This is a genomic window from Bacillus sp. FJAT-52991 (genome assembly GCF_037201805.1).
GTDB classification, from domain to species: Bacteria; Bacillota; Bacilli; order Bacillales; family Domibacillaceae; genus Bacillus_CE; species Bacillus_CE kandeliae.
The window spans coordinates 3,466,806-3,486,484 of the sequence record NZ_CP147404.1 but is presented as its reverse complement, the minus strand read 5'-3'; the positions used below and the strand labels follow the sequence as shown (position 1 = coordinate 3,486,484).

The window sequence follows — 19,679 nt, the reverse complement described above, 5'->3', positions numbered from 1 at the left end:
CCTTCAACGTTATTTTCGTTCATATAGTTGGTACATGGACATTTCTTTATCCGTGGTTTTTGCTAGTTCAAACGCTTCTTTCACACTTTTTTTGTTCTGGATGATCTCATAAAAGAATCGCAAAGCAAACATGAGTGCCGCATTTCCATAAGGAGAGTCATCTGGTCCAATATATGTTTGGCAACCACTATCTATAAAGGCTTGTGCTAATGATGGTACACCTAATGTACAGCCATTCGCTAACACGATTTTATCCTTTAATTGGGCATAGCGTTTAATGTCACTTGGCCCAAAATCGTCTTTTGGCTCATCGTTCTCATAGACCGATTCCTCTAATTCTGGCATCACAAATTGCCCTTCATCGCCATGGAAATTAAGAATGATATAATCAGTGTCTGGATACAAGTCTTCCCCAGTAAGTACTCCAATCAAATCATTTGGCCTTCCGATCCAATACGTAATCACGCGCCCTCCGAAATACTCAATGGCTGAACGAATCGCATTAGAATCCAGATCACAATCAGGCCCACATACTAAAGCAACAGTTAATTCTGGTTTACTCATTTCATTTTCCTCCGTATCTTTATATTTATCCTTAATAAAATAAGAAAATAGTACGGAGGTGGTCGTGCTCGGTGTTCGCAGACAATAGGTTATAAATGTGTATTTATCATAGTAATTTATTCTCCTCATTTCCATATTTACTATATGCTACAATATTTGGAATATTATTTGCAAGTGATAAGGAAGCAAAATAAGCATCAGTCATGTTTGCATATTGTTAAAATAATAAAAAAGGGGGAGCGATGATGAGTAAAATTGTTTTATTTGATGGCGAGTGTAATTTCTGTGATCGTAGTGTTCAATTTATTATTAAAAGAGATCCGAATGCTTACTATAAATTTGCCTCGTTACAAAGTGATATCGGGCAACAACTAGTAGCAACATACAAAGTTCCTTTTACTCTTGACAGTATGCTATTGATTGATGGCAAGCGTTGTTATCATAAATCAACCGCTGCTCTTCGCATATGCAAACACTTATCTGGGGGATGGAAATTATTTTATTATCTATTAATCATTCCTCGACCGGTCAGAGATGGCGTGTATACATGGATCGCCAAAAACAGATACAAATGGTTTGGAAAAAAAGCTCATTGTATGATACCTTCTCCTGAAATTAGGAAGAGGTTTTTATAACTTTTTCTCGCGGCGACTGATTATTTCTGTTTTCCGCCTGATTATCGGTAGTTGACGACTGATTTCTGGGATATTACGCCTGATCAGTTACCCGAGCGCGAGCATTTCGAGCGGGCCTTAGCATGCAAATAGCGCCCGCGACTAATTTTTCGTCTCAGGCGCCTGATTTTAGTCAGATCGCGCCTAATTATCGGACGATCCCGACTGATCGCCCGACATACGCGACTGATCCCGCTATTTCACCGCCTAATCATCAAAATCCCCATCAAAAAAGAGTGAAAACCCAATCAGGTTTTCACTCTTTTTACTAATTACCGACTGCCAGTTGTCGCTGTAGCCAGTTTTTACCCTCTACTAGTCGTGTAACGAGCATGGCACAGACGGTGTTTCCTGTTGAATTCAACAATGTCGCTGGTGCATCGATGATTGTACTGATGACGGCGATGATTGGCAACACTTCAGGAGGGAAGCCAAATACGCTTAAAATCAGCATTTCGCCAATCATCCCACCACCCGGGATCGCGCCCATGACTGCACCAACAAGGAAGGAGACGCCAATGATGCTCAAAATGCTCGTTAAGCTTGTCATGTCTTTGTCAAACAAAACAAAGAGAAAGACAATTTTCAGCACGCCACCAAATACGGAACCATCTTTATGTGTATTGGCACCAAGCGGGATAATTGTTTCGGCAATATCTTTCGGAACGCCCATTTTTTTCACAGCTGTTAAGTTGGCCGGAATACTTGCCGCACTTGAGCAAGTAGCGATCGCTGTGACAGATGGAGCGGCGGCGTTTTTCCAAAATACCTTCACTCCGTCTTTTCCACCCGCGATAAAAGCATATAGGGTAAAGAAACCGAAGTAATAAACCACTGTTAAGCCAAGGTATAAGACGAATGTGCGTGCATAACCTCCAAGAATTTGTGGCCCTAGTTCGCCGATAATGGCAGCGAAATAACAGCCCAATCCAATTGGAGCATAGTACATAATGATCGAAACCATTTTCATCATGACGGCCGTACCGGAAGCTAAAAAGTTCGCCATCGGTTTGCCATGTTCTTTTGCCATAGTTGTCGCTAAACCGAAAAGAATCGAAAAGACGATAAGCTGTAGCATATTACCTTTTGACAGCAATAAAGAAAAGTCAGATACCGTAAATGTATTTACAAGATGTCCAAGTAGAGTCAAGTCTTCTGTTTCTACCTCTTCCGGCTCAAACTCGTCCATCAACTCTTTAATAGCTGACACATCTGTATCGGCAAGTGGGTTAAACAATGTAACACCGATCATGCCAACGACGGCTGCGATGATCGCTGTGACGAAGAAGACGATAAAGATGCTTCCCATGATTTTACCCAGTCGCTTCATCCCGTCCATAGAAGCAATTGCTGAGGCAATGCTGAAAAATACGAGTGGGACGATGATCATAAACATTAAATTTAAAAATAAATCCCCGAACGGTTTAACGACCGCCGCTTCAGGTCCAAAGATGATACCTGCAGTGCCCCCGATGATAATGGCGGCTAATAATAGAAAAGTAAATTGATAACTTTTCAGAAATTTCCTCAAAATACTCCCAGCCTTTCATACGATAAAAAATAGATAGCTTTCTAATAATAGTATTTTTATTGTAAAAAGAAAAGGTACTTTCTCTCTCAATTTGAAAAAGGCAGCCTCTTTTTCAGAGCCTGCCTTTTTCGCTTTTGTTTTTACACAATTCCTTGATCGATCATAGCATCTGCTACTTTAAGGAAGCCAGCAATGTTGGCACCGACGACGAGGTTTCCTTCAAAGCCGAATTCATTTGCTGCTTGCACGCTGTTTTTATAAATATTTTTCATAATCGTGTGTAGTTTGTCATCGACTTCTTCAAAAGTCCACGGCATCCGCATGCTATTTTGAGCCATTTCTAGTGCAGAAACGGCTACGCCACCTGCATTAGCTGCTTTCGCTGGTCCGAACAATACGTTTGCTTTTAGGAAAGCATCAATCGCTGCTAATGTACTTGGCATATTGGCCCCTTCACCAATCGCTTTTACTCCATTTTTAATGAGCGTAGCAGCGGCTGCTTCATCAATTTCGTTCTGTGTTGCACAAGGGAGGGCGATATCGCAAGGAATGTTCCAAATACCGGAGCAGCCTTCTACATACTCTGCTCCCGGATGCTCCAGGACATATTCGCTAATTCGTTTTCTTTCTACTTCTTTTAGGCGTTTCACAGTGGCAAGATTCACGCCATTTTTATCGTAAATATAGCCATTAGAATCGCTGCAAGCAACGACTTTTGCGCCGAGTTGTGTGGCTTTTTCAATCGCATAGATGGAAACATTACCTGATCCAGAAACAACGACTGTACGATCTTTGAAGCTCAAGCCGTTGTCTTTTAACATTTCAGCCACAAAATAAACCGTACCGTATCCTGTTGCTTCTGTTCTTGTTAAACTGCCGCCGTAATGTAGCCCTTTACCAGTTAATACACCGGCATGATAGGCATTTTGAATACGTTTATATTGACCGAACATGTAACCAATTTCACGTGCGCCAACGCCGATGTCACCAGCTGGTACGTCTGTATCTGGCCCGATATGGCGAGCAAGCTCCGTCATAAAGCTTTGCGTAAAGCGCATCACTTCTGCATCGGACTTATCCTTCGGGTCAAAATCGGAACCACCTTTTCCGCCGCCGATCGGTTGATTTGTTAGTGAGTTTTTAAAAATTTGTTCGAAACCTAGGAATTTAATGATACTAGCATTAACGGATGGGTGAAAGCGAAGTCCGCCTTTGTAAGGACCAAGGGCGCTATTATATTGAACACGGAAGCCGCGGTTGACTTGAACTTTTCCTTGATCATCTACCCAAGGCACACGAAACGTAATTAAACGCTCAGGCTCAACGATTCTTTCCAATATACCATGTTCCATATATTTAGGATATTTAGCGAACACCGGTACAAGTGAGTCGAAAATTTCTTTCACTGCCTGATGGAATTCGTTTTCCCCTGGATTGCGTTTTTGAACCGTTTCAAATACGTCTTGCACATATTTTTTCGCAGTAAGCGTAGTGTTTTGAGTCCATTCTTTTGTTACTGTCATACTCTCATCCCCTATCCGTTCGTTTGAATTTTTCAATTATTTTCTCTAATTAAATAATAATTCCTGCTGATTAATACCGTCAATGCCAATAAGATATATAAATGATGCCGAAATGATATAGGAAATAATTGTCTTGTAAAAAATTCCTTTAAATTTATATACCCAATTTAAAAGAGTCTTAATCTATTTTTTATTTAACACGTAGCTATTTTCTTTATTTTGGTACTCAGTTATGGATCCTGTTAAATTCCCTTTTTCTCACAATATAGGGGTAGCCCCCTATGGTATGAGTGAAGTGTTGTCACTATTATAAATGTATAAACAGCTATAACAACTCACAGGGGTAGCCCCTGAACTTGTCATTAATGATGACTAGGAGGAAGATCAAGATGAATAAGCATTACCGGGTAGTGATTGTGGGCGGTGGTTCAGCAGGAATTAGTACTGCTGCTAGATTGTTGAATGGAATGAAAACGCTTGCAGAAGAGGTGGCGATTATCGATCCGGCTAAGAGTCATTATTATCAACCGTTATGGACATTAGTCGGTGGTGGAGCAGCAAAGAAAGAAGATACAGAACGCAGCATGGAAGAATTAATTCCTACAGGTGCGATATTAATTCAACAAGCAGCTACCTCCTTTGATCCAGCTAATAATATCGTCCAGTTAGGAAATAGAGAGGAAATTTCTTACGATTATTTAATTGTAGCTGCAGGAATTGAGATTCATTGGGGTGGAGTGAAAGGATTAAAGGATGCCATTGGTAAAGGTGGCGTCTGCAGTAATTATTCTTATCAATATACAGATTATACGTGGGAAGTTATTCGGACATTTAAAGGTGGAAATGCGGTCTTCACCCATCCAGCTACACCAGTGAAATGCGGTGGTGCCCCTCAGAAAATTATGTATTTAGCAGAAGATCACTTTAGTCGTACGGGGATAAGAAATCAAACGAGTGTGATTTTTGGTTCGGCTAACCCAGCGATTTTTGATGTTCAGAAATATCGTGACATATTAGAGAAAGTAGTGGCACGTAAAATGATTGATGCCCGTTTCCGCCAAAATTTAATTGAAATTAGAGCGGATAAGAAAGAAGCTATTTTTGAAAATTTAGATACAAGCGAACAAACAGTAGTCAATTACGACATGATTCACGTTACTCCGCCAATGCGAGCACCTTCTTTTATTAGTAATAGTCCATTAGCAAGTGAAGCTGGTTGGGTCGATGTCCATCCGTATACATTGCAACATCAAACGTATGAAAATGTGTTTGCTCTTGGTGATTGTGCCGATTTACCAACATCAAAAACAGGAGCGGCGATTCGCAAGCAAGCTCCTGTGGTAGTGAAAAATGTGATGTCGCTTATTAAAAAAGAGCCGATGAATGCTATTTACGATGGCTATAGCTCTTGTCCGCTTGTCACGGGTTACAACAGCTTAGTATTGGCCGAGTTTAAGTACGATAAAATACCGAGCGAATCCTTCCCAGTCAACCAAGCGAAGGAACGGCGCAGCATGTATATTATGAAAAAGGATTTGTTACCAATCATGTATTGGGATGGCATGTTGAAAGGAATTATGTAACAGTACGAAAGGAGAGTGAAGAGCAATGGCAATCTCATTATCCAAGCAAGACTGGATCGATGAGTTAGATAAACCGGAAGTACAAGCTTCCCTTCAACAGCTGATAGAAAAGCTGCCCCTTTTAACGGAAAAACTAGAACAGGTGGATCATATACTATCTTTTGGCCAAGCTGTGATGGATGATCAGCATACAATGAAAAAAGTGAAAACAAAGCTCGATTCCACCAATATAGATGTGGATACGCTTGAAGCTGCCCTTCACCTGTTGGAAAAGTTACCTTTACTTTTACAACTTACAGAAAAACTTGAAACAGTCATCCGTTTTGCTGAGCAAGTATTAGGCGATCAACAATCAATAGACTATTTGCAAAAGAGCGTAGAAGGGTATTTAGAGCCTGTTAAGACAAAAATTAATACAGGGAAAACACTTTGGGAAGAAGTACAAACAAAAGCGGAGGTCAATACTCAGCACATTTCAGTCTTCACCGTCTTAAAGTGGATAAAAGACCCTTCCGTCCAGCGAATTCTTTCATATGTACAAGCTTTTATCGACACTATGCCTAAAAAACAATAACTATTTTTCGACAAAAGACAGGGAGTGACAGGCACCTCCCGAAAAAAGGAGAGATTCGGATGTTGTTACGTTATTTTTATGATGAAAAGTTGGCGCATGCTTCTTATTTGGTTGGTTGTCAAAAGACGGGAGAGTCGGTCGTTATTGATGCGTCTCGCGATATTGAGCAGTATATTGAAGCGGCTAAGAAGGAAGGGTTAAAGTTAACAGCAGCGGCTGAAACGCATATTCATGCGGACTTTGTTGCTGGGTCTCGTGAGATTGCGGATCGTTTTAATGCGAAAATGTATGTCTCTGATGAAGGGGATGAAAACTGGAAGTATCAAAATTTTGACAACATCGATCATCAACTGTTGAAAGATGGCGATAAATTTAAGGTTGGTAATTTGATTTTAGAAGTGATGCATACGCCGGGCCATACACCTGAGAGTATTTCTTTTATATTGACAGACAATGGAGGTGGGGCAGACCGTCCAATGGGAATCTTCACAGGTGACTTTGTGTTTGTTGGTGATGTTGGACGTCCAGATTTATTAGAGAAGGCAGCTGGCTACAAGGGAACAGCTGATGCAGGAGCGAAAGAAATGTTTGTTTCCCTTGACCGATTTAAGCTGCTTCCCGATTATTTGCAAGTGTGGCCAGCTCACGGAGCAGGAAGTGCTTGTGGTAAAGCATTAGGAGCAATCCCTTCTTCGACTGTAGGTTACGAAAAAATGTTTAACTGGGCTTTACAATTTAACGATGAAGCTGCTTTTGTAAAAGCGCTACTTGACGGGCAGCCAGAACCGCCAAAATATTTTGCTGTCATGAAGTGCGTCAATAAAGTCGGTCCTGCTTTATTTAAAGATTTAAAAATGCCAGTTGAGGCAACGGATTCTTCTGTTTTGCATGAATGGCTTGAAAGCGGTATGGTGATTGATACTCGCGTTGCTTCAGAATTTGCCAAAGGTCATCTTCCTGGAACGATTAATATTCCATTTAACAAGTCCTTTACTAATTGGGCTGGCTGGCTGGCGAATTATGAGGCGCCGCTTTATTTGCTGATTGAAGAAGAGCGTCTATCAGATATTTTAAGAGCATTACGTTCGATCGGTATTGATAACACGGTTGGATATATAGATGTCAAAGTCGCTTTATCACAGGCAACGGAGCTCGAAAGCTATGAAAATATTGAACCTGTTGCTATTAAAGAAGCGGTCGAAAAAGATGAAATTAAGGTCCTTGATGTCCGTAATCGAGCAGAATGGGATGAAGGTCATATTCCCGGAGCTATTCATGTGATGCTTGGGACATTACCAGATCGGTTAGGTGAAGTGCCACAAGGTCAGCCGATTCTTGTTCAGTGCGCTGCTGGTGGCCGTTCTGCTATTGCAGCAAGTGTGCTTCAAGCAAAAGGTATCAAAAATGTAATCAATCTTTTAGGTGGCTACTCGCTTTGGAAAAAAGAAGTTCTTGAAGCTGTGAATTAAACATTGATGAAGCCGCCAGTGAAAAATTTATCACTGGCGGCTTTTGATTTACAATAAGAGAAAGAATCTGAGAAAGGAAATGTATCAACCAATGGAACAGTACCCTGTGGAACAAAAATATTTACATCAAATTTTTGAACATATTCAAGATGGAATTATTGTTATGAATCAAAACCGGGAAATATTGCTAATGAATCCGGCAGCCCATCGACTTACAGGCTGGAACATTGGTGGTAAAGTTCCTTTTTGCTCTTATTGTCAAGATCGAAAAATTACTGAAAGAGAGAATCGCTGCTATTTAATTGCAAGGAATGAAGTGCCTTACTTTTTATCGCAAATGCCTGTTTATCATGGAAATGAGCTAGATGTTGAAATGAGCACAGCTTTAATTTATCAAGATCAAAACAGTCAGGAGCAAGAGTATTTATTAGTGCTTCGCGATCAAACATTGCGGCAAAAAGAAGAAGAAGTGAGACTATCGAAAAAGATCATTAAGCAGTTAATTGAAGCTCAAGAAAAAGAACATAAACGCCTTGCCCATGAACTGCATGATGGTGTCAGTCAGTCTCTTTACACAATTTCTGTTGCGTTGCAGGCTATCGAATCAACAGTTGAGGATGAACGTCTCTATGACTATTTAAATGAAGTCCAAGCAGAGTTGGGTCGAACAATGTCTGATATTAAAGCCTACTCGCATCAGCTTAGACCGACTAGTTTAGATCGGCTAGGGTTAGTATCGACTCTAGAGACACTCATTCAGACTGTTGAATCTACCTCTTCCCTTTCCATTGCTTTTCAAACCAATATTACCGGACGTCTGCCTTCCGCGGTGGAAATCAATATGTACCGAGTTGTACAGGAAGCGCTACATAATGCAGTCAAATATGCACAAGCAAATAAAGTATATTTATTTCTCCGAAAAGAACAGAGACAGCTAATTGTTGAAATACATGATGATGGTGTTGGCTTTGATTTGGAACAAGCAAAAGGCGGGCTTGGACTTGAGCATATGCGTGAGCGAATTGAGCAGTTAAATGGCCGCTTTTTCATTCAATCAGCACCAGAAGAAGGCACACAAATTATAACTACAATAATGATAGATGAAAGCGAGGAAATCGCAAATGAAAGTGATGGTAGTCGATGATCATGATTTAATAAGAAAAGGGATTATCTTACTTTTAGAGAATTATCGAGATATTGAAGTAGTAGCCGATGCTGGAGATGGACATGAGGCCCTTGTGTTGGCGATGCAAAATGATCCGGATGTTGTCTTAATGGATATTTCAATGCCCAATGGATTAGATGGGTTGACAACGACTAAGCAGCTTCTTCAGCAGCAACCTAATGTTAAAGTCGTCCTTTTAACGATGCATGATGAAGAAGTATATATTCGTAAAGCGATTCAATCGGGAGCGCATGGGTATATTTTAAAGAAAAGCCAAGGAAGCGAGTTATATGAGGCGATTTATCACGTCTATCATGGCCGCCGTTATTATAGTACAGACTTGAGTGATGCACAGATTGAAAAAATGATGAAGGCAAAAGAAACGCCTCCATCACCGTTAACTTTGAGAGAACAAGAAGTATTGCGTTTGAACGTCCTTGGCTATACCAATAAAGAAATCGCTGAAAAGCTCCATATCAGCGCTAAAACAGTAGAAAATCATAAATCTAATATGATGAGTAAACTAGGGCTAAAACAAAAACATGAAATGATCCAATACGGGATTAAAAATTATTTTACTGATATTCATTAACGCAAGGGGAGCCTTGCGTTTTTTCGTATATTTATCGTAAATAGTTAGTATCACCTCACGATCATACAGAGGAAGAAGTCAGTCACAACGTCTATTTCCTCTATTTCTACAGTTAATATCTTCAAAAAATCTTCATATTTTACTCCTTTGTTAGGGGAACCCCCCTATGTATGAGTTGTTTCGTTCTTTCTATACTGAAATAGAAGCATAAATAAAAATCTATTTTTCGGTTATTAAAGGAGAGATGCATATGCAAAAAAGAGAACCCACTTATTTTTGGGTGGCTGCGTTAATCGCGTTTGGTAGTGCAATTAGTTTGATGATCCTATAGGAGGGAAACAATCATGCATCATTCTTTAATTATGTATGCCCCTATTCTAGTTGTTCTTGCTTCACTTATAAGTGTGTTTTTCTGGGGAGCGAAAGAGATAAAATTTGATTAAGTATGGGAGGGGCCCGAATGGATCTTACGTATTGGCTTTTGATCTTTATGATCGGTTTTATCGGTTCGTTTGTTTCTGGCATGGTAGGTATCGGCGGTTCAATTATCAAATATCCGATGTTATTATACATTCCGCCGCTTTTTGGTTTTGCTGCATTTAGTGCACATGAAGTGTCTGGAATTAGTGCGGTTCAAGTTTTTTTTGCGACGATTGCGGGTGTGTGGGCGTATCGCAAAAGTGATTATTTAAATAAGAAATTAATTTTGTATATGGGGGGAGCCATTCTTCTCGGCAGTTTCATCGGCGGCTTTGGTTCAGATAAACTATCCGAGGAAGTCATCAATGTGGTATACGGAATTCTTGCGGCATTAGCGGCCATTATGATGTTTATCCCGAAGAAAAATCTCGATGATCGTCCAATGAGTGGAGTGACGTTTAATGGCTGGCTTGCCGCACTGCTTGCTTTTATTGTTGGAATTGGAGCCGGAATTGTTGGAGCAGCAGGGGCTTTCCTTTTAGTCCCAATCATGCTAGTTGTATTGAAAATTCCAACGAGGATGACCATTGCTAGTTCTTTAGCAATTACTTTTATTTCTTCTATTGGCTCAACAGCTGGAAAAATAATGACAGGTCAAGTGCTTTTCTGGCCAGCTATGATTATGATTGTCGCAAGTGTAATTGCTTCACCGCTTGGAGCAAAAGCAGGCCAAAAAATGAACACAAAAGTTTTACAGTGGCTGCTTGCGATTTTAATTGCGGCAACAGCGATAAAAATTTGGCTGGATATTTTATAAAAGAAAAGGAGGCCTCCTCTTATGGGGAGCCTCCTTTTCTTTTATATTGCTTGTGCTTTAATAATAAAATGATGCTGTGTTACGTTATAGGAACCTTTTGATTGGATGGAAAATTCTTCTCTAAAATACAAATACCAACCGAAAAAACATTGCTGTTCATCTTGAATATGCTTTAAAAATGGTTGATCTTTTACTATTATAATCCTCCTTTTAAATATGTTTTTAACATTGTATAAAAGGAGGTCCTCTAATAAATAGACAGCGTTGTTATGTTTCGTATTTTAATAAGGCCATGGCTCGCCGCTCCTTAGTTAAATAAACCCAGTGAATTTAAAAAGACAACAACGATGGTCAGTGGTACAATCCATTTCATTAATAGATGCCAAGTGGTATAAGTGCTTGGCGCTAGCGAGTGGCCGAGCATAAATTCTTGTTTAACGAGTTGTTGGTTTATCTTCCAAGCGATAAATAGTGCGATCAGCAGGTTACCAAGTGGAAGCATGATGTTGCTGACAAGAAAATCGGTTGCGTCAAAGACGGTTTTATTGAAAATCTTGACGTCCGCAAGTAAGCTGGAAGAAAGGGCAGCTGGAATACCAGCGATGAACACTGTCACACCAGCGATCCAAGTGATCATTTTTCTTGATGCTCCGGTTTTGAGAAAGGCTGCCACAATAATTTCTAATAAACTAAAAGAAGATGTTAATGTGGCGAATAAGAAGAGCAACAAGAACATAAATAAGAATAGCTCGCCAAGCGGCATTTGTGAAAAAGCGGCAGGCAAGACGATAAAGAGAAGTCCTGGTCCTTCTGTTGGCTCGAAGCCAAAGGAAAATACAACTGGGAAAATAGCAAGCCCTGCTAAGACGGATACGAAAATATTCATCAATGCGACAGATCCAGCTGATACCGGAATGCTGACATTTTTATTTAAATAAGAGCTGTAAGTGACCATGCACGAAAATCCAACGGCAAGCGAAAAGAAGGATTGTCCAAGTGCATAAAGCACCGCTTCACCAGTGATTTTTGAGAAGTCCGGCTGCAGGAAAAAGCGAACGCCTTCCATTGCGCCATCTAGTGTGAGCGCACGGATGACAAGCACGATAAAAAATATAAATAACAGCGGCATCATATACTTGCTTGCTTTTTCAATCCCATTTTGAACACCGGCTGCAATAACAACGATATTCATTAGTAAAAAGGCAGCCAGTCCGCCGATGGTCATGAGGGGAGAACTCGTAACTTGTCCGAACAGGGCCCCGTAGTCTGCCCCGCTTTCAATGACTTTTCCGCCAAGTGACATCACCGTGTAAGTGAGTACCCAGCCCCCAACGACGCTATAAAAAGATAGCAACAGGAAGCAACCGATGACACCTAACTTTCCAGTGAGGGTCCAGAAGCTATTCGGAGCTAATTTCTTATAGGCGCTGACGGCTTCTTTTCCAGAGCCACGACCAATAATGAATTCTGAAATTAACAGCGGCAAGCCAATTAAGATCGTAAATAATATAAATAGAAGAAGAAAGGCTCCGCCGCCACTTTGCCCGGTCACATAAGGAAACTTCCAGATCGCACCTAAACCGATCGCCGCTCCTGCTGAAGATAATATAAATCCGATGCGCGAGGACCATTGCTCTTTATTCTCCATAAAATCCCTCCAGTTCTATTAAAGCTTCGTGCGTAAATCCCATAGCTCAGGAAAAAAGCGATGATCGAGCACTTTTTTCAAATATTGTACACCGGAAGATCCACCGGTGCCCATTTTAAAGCCGATAATTCGTTCGACCGTTTTCATATGACGGAATCGCCACTGCTGAAGCGAGTCTTCAATATCGATCAGCTTTTCTGCTAGTTGATAGAGATCCCAATATTTTTCGACATCTGCATAGACCAAAAGCCAAGCCGCTTCAACCGTCGGGTCAACTGTATAAGTAACGGAATAATCACGGCCGATTAAGTCTGGGTTAATCGGAAAACCGGCACGTGCAAGCGCCCCGATCGCTGCGTCATAAATGCTTGGCGCATGATAAACCTTTTCTAATATATCATGAAGTTGCTGATCTTTTTGATAAATTGTTAAAATATGCGCTGTTTTATAGCCGAGCAAAAATTCAATTTGCCGGTATTGATAGGACTGAAATCCCGAAGCCTGTCCTAGTTTTTCACGAAACTCCATATATTCAGCTGGTGTTAAAGTAGAGAGCACATCCCACGCTTGAATAATTTGCGTTTGGATTTTGGACACGCGAGCCAGCATTTTAAAGGCGGGTTGAAGTTCATCTTGTTGAATTAGTCGAATGGCCGCCTCCATTTCATGAATGATCAGCTTCATCCACAATTCACTCACTTGGTGAATCACGATGAACAGCATTTCATCATGATGGCCAGAAAGTTGGTGTTGAGAGCTGAGTAGCTGATCGAGCCCAAGATATTCTCCATAAGTCATGTTGTTCGTGAAATCCGTATGAATCGATTTTTCATTAATGGTCATTTCACATTCTCCTTTCTTCTATTGGACGAATGACGGCACGAACAGGACTGCCATCAGCTCCTTCAATTAAAAGCGGCAACGCAATCATTTCATATAAGCCTGACTCAACGTGGTCAAGTATAATGTTCTCTAAAATATGGATATTATTTTTATGCAATGAATGGTGAACTTCCATGTTCTTACTATCTAATGTGTCGACAGAAGGGACATCTACCCCTAGTAAAAAAATTCCTTTTTTCTTTAAAAATGGACCAAGTGCTAGATCGAGGGGAGTGACTTTCCCGGGAAATAATGTGGGTTCGCTTCTAGTAGTTGTCCGTAGCAGCAACCGCTCTGCGCCACCTAATCGATACGCCTCTAATTGTTGTGGTCCAATATGTTCTAAACTAGATACATCGATCACAAGTGCTCTTCCTATAAATATGTCAACATCTAGTTCATGGATTTGTTCACCGTGGTCATCAAAATGAAAAGGGGAATCGACATGAGTGCCTGTATGCAAGCTTGTCGTTATTTTTCCGATATTAACTGAGCCTGTTTTTGCTTTTGTATAAGAAATTTCATATGAAAAAGGGGTGTCACCTGGCCAATGAGCGATTTGGTTGTTGAAAGGTTGCGTAATATCTATCCACTTAGTGCTCATTACGCCACCACGTCTCGCTCATTTTTATACTGCTTATATTGTTCAGTTTCCATAATTGTTTTCAATATGTGCACCGTGTTCCAAACATCTTCAAACGTATTGTACAAAGCAACCGGTGCTAGCCGAATGCCATTTGGTGCCCGGAAATCAGGGATGATTCCATGCTCTTTCAAGGCTTTGCAAATGCGGGCGGCTTCTACATGCTCAAGAAATAAGTGGCCACCGCGCTGTTGATCATTGCGAGGGTTCGCAATCGTAAAATCGAATTCCACTAATTCATGCTCGATTAATTCCATCATATAGTTCGTCAGCTGCAATGATTTTTTTCGTATGCGATCAATGCCTGCTTCGTTAAATAGCTCCAGTGCTCCAAGTAATGGTGCCGTACTTAAAATATGTGGCGTCCCCATTTGATAAGCTCCGGCATGCTCAGCGTGATCCAACTCCAGTGTCATATCGAATTGAGTGTCCTTTTTCGATCCGAACCAGCCAGCCAGCCCAGGTGCTTGACCGAAATGCCTTTTATTGACGTAGAGTGCCGCTGTACTGCCAGGCCCGCCATTTAAGTGTTTATAATTACACCAAAAAGCAAAATCAACTTCCCAATTACTCAATTCATGAGGAATCGAGCCAATCGAATGACAAAGGTCAAAGCCAATCCATATTCCTCGCTCATGGGCTGCTTTTGTCAGCTGTTCCATATCCAACACTTGCCCGCTGCGATACAGCACACCAGGTAAAATAATTAATGCTACTTCCTCTGTCATCTCTGCGATAATAGCTTCCTCTTTCAACATTCGGCCATCTTCACTTTCAACGAGTACTAAATGCTCAGCAGGGTCGTATCCTCTTAATCGAAGCTGACTTTTTAACGCATAAATATCAGTAGGAAACGTCAGTTCATCGGCCAAAATTTTCGTTCTCTGACCTTTTGGCTGATAAAAGCTAGCTACGAGCTGATGAAGGTTAGAAGTAGTTGACCCCGTCACAATCATTTCTTCAGCAGTCGCTCCTGTAAGCGTTATCATTTTTTCTCCTAGCAATTCCGATAAATAAAACCACGGGTGCTTTCCTTGAGTCCAACCATCAATTCCGTAATCTTTCCATGAATGGAGCAAATCAAGCACGGCTCTCTCCGCTCGTTTGGAAAGTAAACCGAGCGAATTTCCATCGAGATAAATCCGACCTTCCTTCAAATAAAATTCCTCACGAAAATGAGCTAGCTCATCTTGCTGATCTAATGATTTTGCGTACTCCTTTGAAAAGATATTCATGTCGCTCCTCCTTTTATGCAAAATTTCTATCTATTCTGATAATAAGGCATAGAAGGGGTGTGTGGCAATCCATCAGATTGATGATAAGAGGGCAGCAGCTGCTTGATTAACAATGGATTGCGACTGAAATTTGGAAAGTGCCGCCTGATCGAGAGTTATTTGCGACTGATTTATCCCGCATTAACGGGCTGTAAGACCCCCACCTCAACATGGCAGAAGAAGCGCAGGCATGTAGGTCGGGGATCAACAGCCTGTAAACGCCCGATCCGTTCGGGCCTGCACGATGCAGGTTACAAAGGCGTTGCAACAGGACGTTGCGACGTTAGCCTTTGTTCTTCTTTTATCAGTGGGGGATGGAGAAAACCCCCACTGATTGAAGTTTCACTTTATCGATCTAGCCGCCTATATGGATTAAAACAACTTGGTTCGAACAATATCTTTTTCCGTTACTCCGGAATTTTCCGCAATCATGGAAAATAATCTAATTAAAGTTCCGAAAATTCGGAACTTAACTTTCTTAAATGACAAGTGTTTACATATTTTAACTATTTGGCACAAGATTTGCATATCAGTTAAAGAGGTTACTAAAAAAGAAGGGGGTTTGGGAATGGATTTAGTTATTATTTTGTTGGCATTAGGACTATTAATGTTTGTCGCGTATCGCGGGTTTTCTGTTATTTTATTTGCGCCGATTTGTGCACTTTTAGCTGTGTTTTTGACAGATCCCAACTTTGTTCTTCCGTTTTTCTCCAATATTTTCATGGAGAAAATGGTCGGATTTATTAAACTTTATTTTCCTGTGTTCTTATTAGGCGCTATTTTCGGAAAGGTTGTGGAGATGTCCGGAATTGCTGAGTCAATTGTGAAGACGATCGTTCAGTGGGTTGGGGCGAAGCAAGCAATGTTGGCGATTGTACTCATGGGTGCGATTTTGACGTATAGCGGTGTCAGCTTGTTTGTTGTCGTGTTCGCTGTTTATCCGTTTGCTAAAAATTTATTTATGGAAGCGGACATTCCGAAGCGACTGATACCAGGAACCATTGCACTTGGGGCGTTTACTTTTACGATGGATGCGTTGCCGGGCACACCGCAAATTCAAAATGTCATCCCAACAACATTTTTTCAAACAAACATTTATGCTGCACCTACTCTTGGGGTTATTGGTGCCATCTTTGTTTTTATTATGGGGATGCTTTATCTTGAAAATCGCCGGAGAAAAGCGAAAAATGCCGGTGAAGGCTATTACGGAATCAATAATGAAATTGTAGAGGAAGAAATAAATGATGTGATCTCAACAGAAACAGAATCTACCGCTAGAAAAGTATTGGCTTTTGTGCCGCTTGTTCTCGTGGCAGTGATGAATAAAGTGTTTACAGAAGCCTTGCCGAAATGGTATCCGAATGGCTTTGATTTTGCAGGTATTGGGTTAGAGGCGTTCGGAAAAGTAGAATTGTCGTCTGTTGTCGCGATTTGGTCGGTAGAAATGGCGCTAGTGACAGGAATTATTGTGGCACTTTTTTACAATTGGAAGCGGGTAAAAATCAACTTCCAAGCTGGAATCAATACAGCCATTGGTGGTGCTTTGTTGGCTGCGATGAATACGGGGGCTGAGTATGGCTTTGGTGGAGTGATTTCCTCTCTACCAGGCTTTACAGTGATCAGTAAAGGGATCTCCGAGACATTTACGAACCCGCTAGTCAATGGAGCTGTGACAACGACGGCTCTTGCTGGGGTGACAGGGTCCGCATCGGGAGGCATGGGGATTGCGCTGAGTGCGATGGCGGACAAGTATTTGGCAGCCATCAATGAGTTTAATATCCCACCAGAAGTGATGCACCGCGTCATTTCGATGGCATCTGGTGGAATGGATACATTGCCGCACAATGGAGCAGTCATCACGTTATTAGCGGTGACGGGCTTGACTCATCGTCAGTCGTATCGTGATATTTTTGCGATTACGGTTATTAAAACAGTAGCAGTATTCTTTATTATCGCGATTTACAGCTTAACTGGATTAGTGTAAAGAAGGAAGTTGTTCATTCATTTGAAGAAAAATGAAAAATGAGGAGGACTCAAGGATGTTAACAGGAAAAGTAGCTTTAGTGACAGGCGCAGCCAGTGGGATTGGTTTAGAAGTGGCACGTGCCTTTGCGAAAGAAGGAGCAAAAGTGATCATTGCCGATTTAAAGGAAGACGCAGCAAAAGCAGCGGAGGAGGAATTAAAGACACAAGGATTCGACGTAGCAGCGGTTGCTTGCGATGTGACGAATGAACAGAAGGTGCAGGGTTGCCTTCAATTTGCTGTCGATCAATTTGGAACAGTGGATATTTTAGTGAATAATGCAGGGTTGCAGCATGTAGCTCCATTTGAGCAATTTCCAACAGAGAAATTCGAGCTGTTGATCAAAGTAATGCTGACCGCACCTTTTGTTTTTATTAAGCATGCCTTGCCTATCATGAAGAAAAATGGTTCTGGCCGAATCATTAATATGGCATCTATTAATGGACTTGTTGGCTTCGCTGGGAAAGCAGCTTATAACAGTGCAAAGCATGGCGTCATCGGGCTAACGAAAGTGGCTGCACTAGAAACGGCTACTCATGGCATAACAGTCAATGCTCTCTGTCCGGGATATGTTGACACACCGCTTGTGCGAGGTCAATTTGAGGATTTAGCGAAAACGAGAAATGTCCCGTTAGAAAATGTATTAGAAGAAGTCATTTATCCGCTAGTTCCACAGAAGCGACTGCTTAGTGTGGAGGAGATCGCTGACTACGCCATTTTCTTAGCCAGTGATAAAGCAAAGGGAGTGACTGGTCAAGCGGTTGTTCTCGATGGAGGATATACAGTGCAATAGAAAAGAACAGCCTTTCAAGTGACTCATTGCTTGAAAGGCTTTTTTAATTGAGTTTGTCCTCAAAGTTTTTGTTACTATAGTAGTAATAAAAAGGAAAGGGTCTATAGGTATGAACAAACTAGTCAGTAAGCTGCCTTATGAATGGCTTGAGGAAATTATTAATATCGCAACGGAATGGGTAGTAGTGGTCGATTGCAAAGGTATCATTATTTATATCAATGCGGCCTATTGTGAGTATCTTGGAACAACCGTCTCTGAAGCTATAGGGAAAGATGTTCGCGATGTCATCGAGAATACAAGGATGCATCTCATCGTCCAGACCTCACAGCCAGAAATCGCCTCGATTCACCGGATTAAAGGCAATGAAATGATTGCTAACCGCTATCCTTTGTACATTAATGGAGAATTAGTTGGGGCTGTTGGTACTGTCATGTTTCGCAATTCTGAGGATTGGATGGCTTATTCCGAGAAAGTCCAACCCTTTCTTGAGGAGCTGAAATATTATAAAAAGAAATTTGAAAAAGAGTTGAAAAGCAAGTACAGCTTTGATGACTTAATCGGGGAGAATAACGCATTTAAAGAAGCAAAAAAACTGGCTCAGCGCGTGGCAGGAAGTCAATCATCCGTGCTGCTAATGGGGCCTTCGGGTACGGGAAAGGAATTGTTTGCTCATGCGATTCATGGAGCTAGCCAGCGAGCCGCCTTTCCATTTGTGCGAGTAAACTCAGCCGCCATCCCTGAACAATTATTAGAATCAGAACTATTCGGCTATGAAGAAGGGGCTTTTACTGGGGCGAAAAAAGGCGGAAAAAAAGGGAAATTCGAGCTCGCTCACCGCGGGACGATTTTTCTTGATGAAGTGGGAGACATGCCGCTTCCGATGCAAAGCAAGCTGCTTCGTGTGTTGCAAGAGAAAGAGATTGAAAGAGTTGGCGGACAAAGAGCGATTCCGATTGATGTTCGCGTCATCGCAGCAACCCATCGCAATTTAGAAGAGATGGTTCACAAGGGAGAGTTTCGCCAAGATCTTTATTATCGGCTCAACGTGATGAAAATTGATATTCCTTCCTTAAAGAAGCGTAAAGAAGATTTGCCAGCGATTGCTCATATGCTATTGAAGAAACTAGCGAAAACGTTTAGCCGCGAACAACTGGCGATTTCATCTGAAGTGATCAACCGTTTGTTGCTTCATTCATGGCCTGGTAATGTTAGAGAATTAGAAAATGTGTTAGAGCGAGCAGTGAATGTGCTTGATGGCACGAAAATTTATCTTCATCATCTGCCGCTTTATTTGCAGGAAGAGCCTCTTGTTACTCAAGCAGCGCAACAAGAAGAACGGCCGATTGTACCATTAAAACAAACGTTAGCCTTAGCGGAGCGATCCGCATTAGAACAAGCGTTAAAGAAGGCAGAAAATAATAAAGTAGAAGCAGCCAAGTTATTAGGAATTGGGAAAACGAGCTTGTATGATAAATGTAAATTATATGGTTTATGAGTGTAGTGG

The 19,679-nt window shown here is 41.3% G+C and carries 18 protein-coding genes; 11 read left to right on the top strand and 7 right to left on the bottom strand.

What is annotated here, in order from left to right; genetic code table 11:
• Positions 1 to 9 precede the first annotated feature (9 nt).
• Positions 10 to 564 (bottom strand): delta-aminolevulinic acid dehydratase, encoded by a 555-nt coding sequence (locus tag WDJ61_RS17710; protein ID WP_338752165.1) that lies wholly within the window; start codon positions 562 to 564, stop codon positions 10 to 12.
• A gap of 245 nt (positions 565 to 809) precedes the next feature.
• On the opposite strand from WDJ61_RS17710, the gene WDJ61_RS17705 reads away from it, so the two are divergent.
• On the top strand, positions 810 to 1,199 hold the full coding sequence (locus tag WDJ61_RS17705; protein ID WP_338752163.1) for a thiol-disulfide oxidoreductase DCC family protein: 390 nt from the start codon (positions 810 to 812) through the stop codon (positions 1,197 to 1,199).
• Between the two features lie 307 nt (positions 1,200 to 1,506).
• Here the strand turns inward: WDJ61_RS17705 and WDJ61_RS17700 are convergent, their stop codons facing one another.
• Together WDJ61_RS17700 and gdhA are read right to left on the bottom strand one after the other, a co-directional pair.
• Positions 1,507 to 2,769, bottom strand: a complete 1,263-nt coding sequence (locus WDJ61_RS17700) for a dicarboxylate/amino acid:cation symporter (protein ID WP_338752161.1) — start codon at positions 2,767 to 2,769, stop codon at positions 1,507 to 1,509.
• A 140-nt stretch (positions 2,770 to 2,909) separates the two neighbouring features.
• Positions 2,910 to 4,292 carry an NADP-specific glutamate dehydrogenase gene (gdhA, locus tag WDJ61_RS17695; RefSeq protein WP_338752159.1) on the bottom strand — a complete coding sequence of 461 codons (1,383 nt, stop codon included), beginning with the start codon at positions 4,290 to 4,292 and terminating at the stop codon, positions 2,910 to 2,912.
• Positions 4,293 to 4,681: 389 nt separating this feature from the next.
• Here gdhA and WDJ61_RS17690 point away from each other — a divergent pair, with 389 nt between their 5' ends.
• The 7 genes from WDJ61_RS17690 to WDJ61_RS17665 all read left to right on the top strand — a co-directional run bounded on the left by WDJ61_RS17690 (position 4,682) and on the right by WDJ61_RS17665 (position 10,912).
• A complete protein-coding gene (locus tag WDJ61_RS17690; protein ID WP_338752157.1) occupies positions 4,682 to 5,875 on the top strand; it encodes an FAD/NAD(P)-binding oxidoreductase in 1,194 nt (397 codons plus the stop codon).
• A 25-nt stretch (positions 5,876 to 5,900) separates the two neighbouring features.
• On the top strand, positions 5,901 to 6,449 hold the full coding sequence (locus WDJ61_RS17685) for a hypothetical protein (protein ID WP_338752154.1): 549 nt from the start codon (positions 5,901 to 5,903) through the stop codon (positions 6,447 to 6,449).
• 59 nt (positions 6,450 to 6,508) lie between these two features.
• Positions 6,509 to 7,918 (top strand): MBL fold metallo-hydrolase, encoded by a 1,410-nt coding sequence (locus WDJ61_RS17680; protein ID WP_338752152.1) that lies wholly within the window; start codon positions 6,509 to 6,511, stop codon positions 7,916 to 7,918.
• 79 nt (positions 7,919 to 7,997) lie between these two features.
• A complete protein-coding gene (locus tag WDJ61_RS17675; protein WP_338752150.1) occupies positions 7,998 to 9,062 on the top strand; it encodes an ATP-binding protein in 1,065 nt (354 codons plus the stop codon).
• A complete protein-coding gene (locus WDJ61_RS17670) occupies positions 9,040 to 9,675 on the top strand; it encodes a response regulator transcription factor (RefSeq protein ID WP_338752148.1) in 636 nt (211 codons plus the stop codon). The genes WDJ61_RS17675 and WDJ61_RS17670 overlap by 23 nt, the downstream gene beginning before the upstream one ends.
• 344 nt (positions 9,676 to 10,019) lie before the next feature.
• A complete protein-coding gene (cydS, locus tag WDJ61_RS19170) occupies positions 10,020 to 10,118 on the top strand; it encodes a cytochrome bd oxidase small subunit CydS (RefSeq protein WP_413789030.1) in 99 nt (32 codons plus the stop codon).
• Positions 10,119 to 10,135: 17 nt separating this feature from the next.
• A complete protein-coding gene (locus WDJ61_RS17665; protein ID WP_338752146.1) occupies positions 10,136 to 10,912 on the top strand; it encodes a sulfite exporter TauE/SafE family protein in 777 nt (258 codons plus the stop codon).
• 307 nt (positions 10,913 to 11,219) lie between these two features.
• Here the strand turns inward: WDJ61_RS17665 and WDJ61_RS17660 are convergent, their stop codons facing one another.
• From WDJ61_RS17660 to kynU, 4 genes are read right to left on the bottom strand one after another with little or no spacing between them, the layout of a single operon-like run.
• On the bottom strand, positions 11,220 to 12,560 hold the full coding sequence (locus tag WDJ61_RS17660; RefSeq protein ID WP_338752144.1) for a sodium-dependent transporter: 1,341 nt from the start codon (positions 12,558 to 12,560) through the stop codon (positions 11,220 to 11,222).
• A gap of 18 nt (positions 12,561 to 12,578) precedes the next feature.
• A complete protein-coding gene (kynA, locus tag WDJ61_RS17655) occupies positions 12,579 to 13,403 on the bottom strand; it encodes a tryptophan 2,3-dioxygenase (protein WP_338752142.1) in 825 nt (274 codons plus the stop codon).
• A 1-nt stretch (position 13,404) separates the two neighbouring features.
• Complete coding sequence (gene kynB / locus WDJ61_RS17650; protein ID WP_338752140.1) at positions 13,405 to 14,046, bottom strand: arylformamidase; 642 nt, start codon at positions 14,044 to 14,046, stop codon at positions 13,405 to 13,407.
• On the bottom strand, positions 14,046 to 15,320 hold the full coding sequence (gene kynU, locus WDJ61_RS17645; protein ID WP_338752138.1) for a kynureninase: 1,275 nt from the start codon (positions 15,318 to 15,320) through the stop codon (positions 14,046 to 14,048). Before kynU ends, kynB begins: the two co-directional genes overlap by 1 nt.
• A 607-nt stretch (positions 15,321 to 15,927) precedes the next feature.
• Here kynU and WDJ61_RS17640 point away from each other — a divergent pair.
• The 3 genes from WDJ61_RS17640 to WDJ61_RS17630 all read left to right on the top strand — a co-directional run bounded on the left by WDJ61_RS17640 (position 15,928) and on the right by WDJ61_RS17630 (position 19,670).
• Positions 15,928 to 17,343, top strand: coding sequence for a GntP family permease (locus tag WDJ61_RS17640; protein ID WP_338752136.1), 1,416 nt, complete (start codon positions 15,928 to 15,930; stop codon positions 17,341 to 17,343).
• A 55-nt stretch (positions 17,344 to 17,398) separates the two neighbouring features.
• On the top strand, positions 17,399 to 18,175 hold the full coding sequence (locus WDJ61_RS17635) for a 3-hydroxybutyrate dehydrogenase (RefSeq protein WP_338752134.1): 777 nt from the start codon (positions 17,399 to 17,401) through the stop codon (positions 18,173 to 18,175).
• 109 nt (positions 18,176 to 18,284) lie between these two features.
• Positions 18,285 to 19,670 carry a sigma-54 interaction domain-containing protein gene (locus WDJ61_RS17630; protein ID WP_338752132.1) on the top strand — a complete coding sequence of 462 codons (1,386 nt, stop codon included), beginning with the start codon at positions 18,285 to 18,287 and terminating at the stop codon, positions 19,668 to 19,670.
• Positions 19,671 to 19,679 lie beyond the last annotated feature (9 nt).